Source organism: Serratia sp. MMO-28, assembly GCF_037199905.1.
In the GTDB taxonomy this organism is placed as follows: domain Bacteria; phylum Pseudomonadota; class Gammaproteobacteria; order Enterobacterales; family Enterobacteriaceae; genus Chania; species Chania oryzae.
Genome location: NZ_JBBCVB010000043.1, coordinates 25510 through 34328, shown reverse-complemented (window position 1 = coordinate 34328; position 8819 = coordinate 25510). Strand labels below are relative to the sequence as shown.

The window sequence follows — 8819 nt, the reverse complement described above, 5'->3', positions numbered from 1 at the left end:
TCTGATAAATTGTTAAAGAGCAGTGAGTTACGCGCTTTCGCTTGCTAACTCGAGGTGGCGTATATTACGCTTTCCTCTTTCAGAGTCAACCCTAAATTTCAGGTTTTTTCTCTGCGACCCCTGGATACTCTGTGAAGTGATTCACACGTTCCCGGTCGATGGAGGCGCATTATAGGGAGTTCCACGCAGGCCGCAACAGCTATTTTCGACAAAACTCACCGTTTGCTGCATTCCACAGCAAAAGCCCCCCTTATACCTGGTTATGCACTAACTTATCCACAGAACGTATTTGCCCGGAAATTTTACGAGCACCGCGCAAACGTTTTCGCTACAATTCCCGCGACGAAATGATCCCCCTTTTTTACGGGGGCGTTACCTGAATCTGTTCCTGTTGCTCCTCTAGAACCTTTATATAAGGTAGAGATTCACGTAACGCTCTTTATATTGCGACTCAAAGCCAAGGGATAAAACCATGCAACAACCTCGTCCAATCCGCCGGGCTCTGCTCAGCGTGTCTGATAAAGCCGGTATCGTTGAATTCGCCGAAGCTCTCTCTCAGAGAGGCGTAGAACTGCTTTCCACCGGTGGCACCGCCCGCCTGCTGGCGGATGCCGGTCTGCCTGTTACCGAAGTTTCTGACTATACCGGTTTCCCGGAAATGATGGATGGACGAGTGAAGACCCTGCATCCGAAAGTGCACGGTGGCATTCTTGGCCGTCGCGGCCAGGATGATGCCATCATGGAGCAGCATGCGATCAAACCGATCGATATGGTGGTTGTGAATCTATACCCCTTCGCCCAAACCGTGGCTCGCCCGGACTGCTCCTTGGAAGATGCGGTTGAGAATATCGACATCGGTGGCCCAACCATGGTGCGCTCTGCCGCCAAGAACCACAAAGACGTGGCCATCGTGGTGAAGAGCAGTGACTACGCCGCCATCATTACCGAAATGGATAACAACGCGGGATCCCTGCGCTATCCAACCCGATTCGATCTGGCGATCAAGGCCTTTGAACATACCGCCGCATACGACAGCATGATCGCTAACTACTTTGGCGCACTGGTTCCAGCCTATCACGGCGAAACCGATCAACCCTCTGGCCGCTTCCCGCGTACCCTGAACCTGAACTACATCAAGAAACAGGATATGCGCTATGGCGAGAACAGCCACCAGCAAGCCGCCTTCTATATAGAAGAGAACCTGCAGGAAGCGTCCGTCGCCACCGCCACGCAACTCCAGGGCAAGGCGCTCTCTTACAACAACATCGCCGATACCGACGCCGCACTGGAATGTGTGAAAGAGTTTGCCGAACCAGCTTGTGTGATCGTCAAACACGCCAACCCTTGTGGTGTCGCGATCGGTGCAAACCTGTTTACCGCTTACGATCGCGCCTACCAGACCGATCCTACTTCCGCCTTTGGTGGCATTATCGCTTTTAACCGCGAGCTGGATGCTGAAACTGCAAAAGCAATCATCAGCCGCCAATTTGTTGAAGTCATCATCGCACCGAGCATCAGTGATGAAGCCCGTTCCCTGCTGGCTGCCAAACAGAATGTGCGCGTTCTGGCCTGCGGTCAGTGGCAGCAACGTGTTGCGGGTCTGGACTTCAAACGCGTCAACGGCGGCCTGCTGGTGCAGGATCGCGATCTGGGCATGGTGACTGCAAGCGATCTGCGCGTGGTTTCTGAACGCCAGCCAACGGCGCAAGAGCTGCGTGATGCGCTGTTCTGCTGGAAAGTGGCTAAGTTTGTTAAATCTAACGCGATCGTTTATGCCCGTGACAACATGACCATCGGCATTGGGGCGGGCCAGATGAGCCGTGTTTACTCTGCCAAGATTGCAGGGATCAAAGCCGCCGACGAGGGCCTGGAAGTGCAAGGTTCCGCTATGGCCTCTGACGCTTTCTTCCCGTTCCGTGATGGTATCGACGCCGCCGCGGCGGTAGGTATTACCTGCGTGATCCAGCCAGGTGGTTCGATCCGCGATGACGAAGTGATCGCCGCCGCCAACGAGCACGGTATTGCAATGATCTTCACCGACATGCGTCACTTCCGCCATTAATCCCTTTTGCTGCGTGCACCAAGGTGCACGCTGTTTATGGAGCACCTGATGAATATTCTGATTATCGGTAACGGTGGGCGCGAACATGCGTTGGCCTGGAAAGCAGCCCAATCACCGCTGGCGAAAAAGGTTTACGTTGCGCCGGGCAATGCAGGCACCGCGCTGGAAAACAACCTGACCAATGTGGATATCGCCCCCACCGATATCCCGGCGCTGCTGGCTTTTGCCACAAGTCATGCTATCGATCTCACCATTGTCGGCCCGGAAGCCCCGTTAGTCATCGGCGTGGTTGATGCTTTCCAAGCTGCCGGGCTGAAAATCTTTGGCCCATCGCAGGCTGCCGCCCAGCTAGAGGGTTCCAAAGCCTTTACCAAAGATTTCCTGGCACGCCATGCGATCCCAAGCGCGGAATACCAGAATTTCACCGAGGTTGAGCCCGCGCTGGCGTACGTGCGCAGCAAGGGCGCACCGATCGTGATCAAGGCTGACGGCTTGGCAGCCGGTAAAGGCGTGATCGTTGCCATGACGCTGAAAGAAGCAGAAGACGCCATTCAGGATATGCTGGCGGGCAATGCCTTTGGCGACGCCGGGCACCGTATCGTGATTGAGGAATTCCTTGAAGGCGAAGAAGCCAGCTTTATCGTGATGGTGGACGGCGAAAACGTGGTTCCGATGGCCACCAGCCAGGATCACAAACGTGTAGGCGATGGTGATACCGGCCCGAATACCGGCGGCATGGGCGCTTACTCACCGGCCCCCGTAGTCACTGATGAGATCCACCAGCGCGTGATGGATCAGGTGATCTGGCCCACCGTACGCGGCATGGCGGCGGAAGGTAATACCTACGTGGGCTTCCTGTATGCCGGCCTGATGATTGCTGCCGACGGGCAACCTAAGGTGATTGAATTCAACTGCCGCTTTGGTGACCCGGAAACTCAGCCCATCATGCTACGCCTGCGTTCCGATCTGGTTGAACTGTGCCTGGCAGGCGCCGAAGGTAAGCTGGGCGAGAAAACCTCCGAGTGGGACCCGCGCCCTTCCTTAGGCGTGGTGCTGGCTGCCGGGGGTTACCCGAGTGATTACCGTAGTGGCGATGTGATCCAGGGTTTGCCACAGCAGGAAGCGGCCGACGGAAAAGTATTCCATGCCGGTACGCGTCTGCAAGGGAATGACGTGGTCACCAGCGGCGGCCGCGTCTTGTGCGTGACGGCCTTGGGCGCAACGGTGGCAGAAGCACAGCAACGCGCTTATCAGTTGGCGGAGAGTATTCAGTGGCAAGGCAGTTTCTGCCGTAAGGATATTGGCTACCGCGCGATTGCCCGTGGCAAATAAGCTCGATCAAGGTTAAAACGAGGGGGCTCTGTTCGCAGAGCCTTTTTTATTGGCTGTTCTAGAGTGAATCTTCCGTGGGTTCCCAACGGCAGAAATCGTCGTTCGCCACCAGCAGTAATTCGCGGCCTTCCGGCCCATCCAGCCAGGCAACGCTCAACGGTTGGCTGCTGTTGGCCGCACGCTGCGTAATCCAGGCCTCAGCCCGCTTGCCGAAGTCTGGCTTCAGCACTTCACCACGGCACGATCGCACAGTCCCCTGCTGCCAACGCCCCTGTAACAGCCTGACCCGGCCAGCATTGAGCGCATCGCTCACTTCCAGGATACGGCGAGCCTGATATTGGTAAAGCGCGATCTCATCACTAGAGAGTTTTTCACGCCGCGTCGGCAATTGGCGCTGCATAAAGCTGACCGTACCGTCAGCGGTAAAACGCAATTGAATCGAGTCACGATCGCCATCGGCATCGGTACGCTTGATCTGGCGCAGTACGCCATTTTGGTATTCATACAGAGTCGTTATCGTACCGGGCCCACGATAGGGGCTATAGACGCTCATCAGCACCATAGGGCGCTGCTGGCCGTCGTCTTTGCGCCACAGGCGGATAACTCCCTGATCGGCAACAAAACCACTGGCAGTAAAGGCGGGCGGCGCTGAACGTAAGCTACAGGCGCTCAGGCCGCCGATCACGGCAACCACCATAAGTACACGGCGGGCAAACAAAAGGGGCGCCATCGCCCCCCTGTTTAATCTTCTCAACAACACGCGTCTTATTTGACTGCGTCTTTCAGTGCTTTGCCAGAAACGAACGCAGGTACATTAGCAGCTGCGATTTTGATTTCTTTACCAGTCTGTGGGTTGCGGCCAGTGCGCTCGTTACGATGGTTTACCTTGAAAGTACCGAAACCAACCAATTGTACTGCATCACCTTCTTTCAGAGACTCAGTAATAGCAGCCAAGGTAGATTCCAGAGCCAGTTTAGCTTGTGCTTTGGAAAGGTCAGCCTTGTCCGCGATTACATCAATCAGTTGAGTCTTGTTCATAAGTTATCCTTACAGTGTGTTTATCGTTTGCAAAGCATCGAGTGCGACGGATATGCCGATTGACAGCACCCTCCTGCATACACGCACCGATAGCCACTTTTTTTTCGCCCCCCAAATGTAGACCAGACAGGGTGCGGATGTGAAGCCTTAAGGCATGACAAATCAGGCGTTAAATCACGTTTTCTTGCCTTATTGCGTTAAATTTATCCCGATGTTACTTACCGCCGCCTCGCGCAGGTCAGATCGTAACCCTTTGATCAGATCCAAATCGCGCTCTTCACTGGCGGCCAACAGGCGGAAAATCTCCCATTGGATGTCCCATTCTTCCTCAATCGCTGGCAAAACCTTCAGCTCTTCGTCGGTCATTTCTTTGCCAGCCTGGGTCATTTCCAGCATCGCCACGGTGCGAATTGACGTTTCGCTGATGGCAACGGCATGCTCCAGCGTCTCACCGCTGAGGCGCGAATGGATCAGCTCCCCTAATGCGATACAGGCATCAATCGCCGGGTAAACACCGTAAAGATCGTAATCCTCAGCCGACGGGATCGCCTCTTCCAGCTTTTCCAATTGGCTGTCAAAGTTAACCTTGGCGTCTTTCACCACCAGCGTTTCCCACACCAGATCCAGAATACGGCGATAAACTGCCGGATCGCCAAACCCGGTTTGCAGGCAGAACATCTGGTAATTCGGGTACATACGCTCGCACAAACTCGCCATAAAGGTCAAATGTTGCCAGCTTTCCAGCTTTTCCAAGCGTAAATGAATCGGGTTACGTAGCATTATCTACTCTCTTACTCGTTATCTGCCGCGCAGTGTACCCGAAATCGCTCAGGTCGACATCTCTGGATGTTGCTGTAACCAGCGAACAAAGGCCGGACGGCGCGAAGCGATGGCATCGGCCCAACGCGTAGGTTCCGGCAGGCGGTATCCTGCCATACAGCGCTGCACCCAGGCCAATGCGCTAGCCGTGCTCACGCGATGCCCGGTAGCAATAAACAGCGGGTTACAGCGCGCCTTGCTGCGCCACACCCAACCAAGCTGTTCGCCCTTATCTTCTAACGCTGCCAACGCCCCCACCGCAGCATCAAGCGGGGCAAAGGTGCCGCACAAACGCTGCTTCGCCACGCCGATGGTCGGCACATCAACCAGCAGACCAAAGTGGCTGGCCACGCCCAAACGCCGCGGATGCGAGATACCATGCCCATCGACGAAGATCAGGTCGGGTTTCTGTTGCAGTTGCTCCCACGCGGCAAGCAGCGCCGGGTACTCACGGAACGAAAGAAATCCGGGAATATAGGGCATGGTGGTCTTGATACGCGCCACGCGGTATTCCACCAGTTGCAAAGAAGGATAGCGCAGAATCGCAATCGCAGCGCGCGTCACCGCGCCTTCTTGCTCAAAACCGACATCGGCACCGGCAATAAAAACCGGCGGATTTTGCAGAAAATCGTCATGACGAATGACGTCTCCCGCACGCTGTAACTGTTCCATGCGCAGGGCCTGAGTATCAATCACAGCGCCTCCTTACCGGTTCAGCGATGGTATTTAGCCGAAAGCGCATGCACGGCTTCAACAAAAGCTCCAGCATGCTCTGGCGGGACATCCTGGTGGATACCGTGCCCCAGGTTAAATACGTGCCCTTCGCCGTGGCCAAAGCCAGCCAGAATGCTTTCCACTTCTTGCGCGATACGTTCCGGCGCGGCATACAGCATCGAAGGATCCATATTGCCCTGCAGGGCAACCTGGTGACCCACGCGACGGCGCGCGTCGGCGATATCCGTCGTCCAATCCAGGCCCAACGCATCACAACCGGTCGCGGCCATAGCTTCCAGCCACTGCCCGCCCCCTTTGGTGAATAAGGTTACCGGCACCCGGCGGCCATCATTTTCATGCAGCAGGCCATCAACGATTTTATGCATGTATTGCAGCGAGAACTCCAGGTAGTCGCGGCCAGTCAGCACACCGCCCCAGGTATCAAACACCATGACCGATTGCGCACCGGCTTTGATTTGAGCATTGAGATACAAAATGACGCTGTCTGCCAGCTTATCCAGCAGCAGATGCAACGTTTGCGGCTCGGCGTACATCATCTTCTTCAGCTTGGTAAACGCCTTGCTGCTGCCACCTTCCACCATATAAGTAGCCAGCGTCCAGGGGCTGCCGGAGAAACCGATCAGCGGCACGGCACCTTTTAGCTCACGGCGAATGGTGCGCACCGCATTCATGACGTAACCCAGTTCATCTTCAGGATCAAACGCTGGCAGCTTTTCCACATCGGCCCGGCAGGTAATCGGGGATGAAAAACGTGGCCCTTCGCCGGCTTCGAAATAAAGCCCCAAGCCCATGGCATCGGGAATAGTAAGAATGTCGGAGAACAGAATAGCGGCGTCCAGCGCATAGCGGCGCAGCGGCTGTAACGTCACTTCACAGGCTAATTCCGCATTTTTGCACAGCGACATAAAATCACCGGCCTGGGCGCGGGTCGCCTTATATTCCGGCAGGTAACGACCGGCCTGACGCATCATCCACACAGGGGTTACATCAACCGGCTGGCGCAGCAAGGCACGCAGGTAGCGATCGTTCTTCAACTCATTCATTTATCGGGCTCCCGTCATCATCTGGCGCCATTGTACATGATTCTATTCTGCCCGACACAGCGCCACGGTATCCTCGATCAGCCGGCGCGCCACGGTGCCCGGAGGTGGTAACAATGGCAGCCGATCGTGGCGATACCAGCCGGCGTTGAGCAACTCTTTCGGATCGTGGCGCAGTTCGCCGCCCTGATAGTCCGCCATAAAGGCCATCATCAGCGAATGGGGGAATGGCCAGGGTTGAGAGGTCACATAACGCAGGTTGGTGATCGAAATATTGCTTTCTTCCATCACCTCACGCGCTACCGCCTGTTCCAGCGTTTCACCCACTTCGACAAACCCGGCCAGCACGGTATGGATCCCACCGCGGTGACGCACGTGCTGCGCCAACAGGATCTCATCATCGCGACGGATCGCGACGATCACGCACGGTGCAATCTGCGGGTAATAACGCTCACGACAGTGATTGCACAAGCAGGCGCTTTCGGTGCGGCTGAGTACCATTTCATGACCGCAATAGCCACAAAACTTATGTGAACGATAAAAGTCAGCCAGTTGCACGCCGCGCCCGGCAAGTTGGAACAGGCCACGATCAAGATCGAGCAACTGCCGCACCGATCCCATCTCTTTCGGCATCGGCTGGCATATCAGCCATACCGGTACCCCATCCCATTCGCCAATCTGACGGGCCTGCCGCCCCTGCAGGGCAAATGACGCCGCCAAACCCAGTGGCAGCTCACCGTTTGGCAGCCAAATTTTGCTTTCATGGCTGACGATCCACCAGCCATTTTCGTTACCCGTTAATGCAAGTTCCATATGTTGTTGCACAACCTCCGCTTCACTGGCAATCTAGGAGTTGTTCTTTGTTACATTTTAATAACTTACTGTTTCTTTCTCTTACTCACGGAGTCAAACATGCTCAACCAGTTGGAAAGCCTGACTCAACGCGTTGGTGGCAGTAATGAATTAGTTGATCAATGGCTACAAGCACGCAAGCAATTACTGGTCGCTTACTGCACTTTGGTAGGCATCAAACCGAACAAAGAAAAGCGTACGCCGCTGAACGAAAAAGCGCTGGAGAACTTTTGCCAGAATCTGGTGGATTATCTCTCTGACGGGCATTTTCACATCTACGGCAAAATTATCAAGCAGGTGGAAGGCTCAGCCAGCCCGAAAATGGCGCTAACCACCAAGTTCTACCCAAAGTTACAGGCCAATACCGAAACCATCATGGCATTCCACGATCGTTATACCGAAGTGGAGATCGATCAGGACGTCTGCCTGGAGTTTCATCAGGCGCTGTCAGATATCGGCGAGGCGCTGGCCTCACGCTTTGCCCTGGAGGATCAACTGATTCAACTGGCAGCGGAAACCTGGCAACAAGCGCAACCTGGGGCTGCCAATTCCGATACGCTGGAAAACCCAGCCTAATCCTGCCAACCCATTTCAACGTCATAGTGCAGGCCCACGGACGGGCCGGATCACCTCGCACCGCCAACAACGCCGCAGCATGAAAGATCAAAGGCAGGCTTGTAGTTTTTATTCACCCTCCTATACTGGTGGCTTCTTGTCGGAGTGCCTAGCGTTGATCTGTTTAGCAAATCAGCCAGGCTGAGACCGTTAATTCGGGATCCGCGGAACCTGATCGGGTTAATACCCGCGAAGGGAACAAGAGTAATCTATCGCCGAACACAGCTTTTCCGATCCAGGATCTCGCTGCTTTTTTGGCCAGCATCATTACTCCCTCCGAGCTCCAGACAAGCAATTTTCCACACATCACCCACTGATAGGAATTT

General features: G+C 55.1%; 9 protein-coding genes and 1 riboswitch. Of the genes, 3 read left to right on the top strand and 6 right to left on the bottom strand.

All coding sequences use genetic code 11. The features are described 5' to 3' along the window. The first annotated feature begins 472 nt into the window (after nucleotides 1-472). Together purH and purD are read left to right on the top strand one after the other, a co-directional pair. Nucleotides 473-2062 (top strand): bifunctional phosphoribosylaminoimidazolecarboxamide formyltransferase/IMP cyclohydrolase, encoded by a 1590-nt coding sequence (gene purH, locus WG891_RS24910; protein WP_156294375.1) that lies wholly within the window; start codon nucleotides 473-475, stop codon nucleotides 2060-2062. 48 nt (nucleotides 2063-2110) lie between these two features. Continuing rightward, nucleotides 2111-3394, top strand: coding sequence for a phosphoribosylamine--glycine ligase (purD, locus tag WG891_RS24905; protein ID WP_337264889.1), 1284 nt, complete (start codon nucleotides 2111-2113; stop codon nucleotides 3392-3394). A gap of 58 nt (nucleotides 3395-3452) precedes the next feature. Here the strand turns inward: purD and WG891_RS24900 are convergent, their stop codons facing one another. The 6 genes from WG891_RS24900 to nudC form a co-directional block, all read right to left on the bottom strand. Beyond that, a complete protein-coding gene (locus tag WG891_RS24900; RefSeq protein WP_337264888.1) occupies nucleotides 3453-4124 on the bottom strand; it encodes a DUF1481 domain-containing protein in 672 nt (223 codons plus the stop codon). A 35-nt stretch (nucleotides 4125-4159) separates the two neighbouring features. Beyond that, nucleotides 4160-4432 (bottom strand): nucleoid-associated protein HU-alpha, encoded by a 273-nt coding sequence (gene hupA / locus WG891_RS24895; protein ID WP_012004757.1) that lies wholly within the window; start codon nucleotides 4430-4432, stop codon nucleotides 4160-4162. Nucleotides 4433-4621: 189 nt separating this feature from the next. Continuing rightward, nucleotides 4622-5212: a YjaG family protein gene (locus WG891_RS24890; protein ID WP_337264887.1), complete on the bottom strand. Its 591-nt coding sequence runs from the start codon at nucleotides 5210-5212 to the stop codon at nucleotides 4622-4624. Nucleotides 5213-5260: 48 nt separating this feature from the next. Beyond that, nucleotides 5261-5947, bottom strand: a complete 687-nt coding sequence (gene nfi, locus WG891_RS24885; protein WP_337264886.1) for a deoxyribonuclease V — start codon at nucleotides 5945-5947, stop codon at nucleotides 5261-5263. 17 nt (nucleotides 5948-5964) lie between these two features. Beyond that, the gene (gene hemE / locus WG891_RS24880) at nucleotides 5965-7029 is read right to left on the bottom strand and encodes a uroporphyrinogen decarboxylase (RefSeq protein WP_337264885.1); all 1065 of its coding nucleotides are present in this window, start codon (nucleotides 7027-7029) and stop codon (nucleotides 5965-5967) included. A 42-nt stretch (nucleotides 7030-7071) separates the two neighbouring features. Next, nucleotides 7072-7839 (bottom strand): NAD(+) diphosphatase, encoded by a 768-nt coding sequence (gene nudC / locus WG891_RS24875; RefSeq protein WP_156294379.1) that lies wholly within the window; start codon nucleotides 7837-7839, stop codon nucleotides 7072-7074. A gap of 99 nt (nucleotides 7840-7938) precedes the next feature. On the opposite strand from nudC, the gene rsd reads away from it, so the two are divergent. Next, the gene (rsd, locus tag WG891_RS24870; RefSeq protein ID WP_337264884.1) at nucleotides 7939-8454 is read left to right on the top strand and encodes a sigma D regulator; all 516 of its coding nucleotides are present in this window, start codon (nucleotides 7939-7941) and stop codon (nucleotides 8452-8454) included. A 130-nt stretch (nucleotides 8455-8584) separates the two neighbouring features. Beyond that, nucleotides 8585-8708: riboswitch (TPP riboswitch) on the top strand. Nucleotides 8709-8819: the final 111 nt, after the last annotated feature.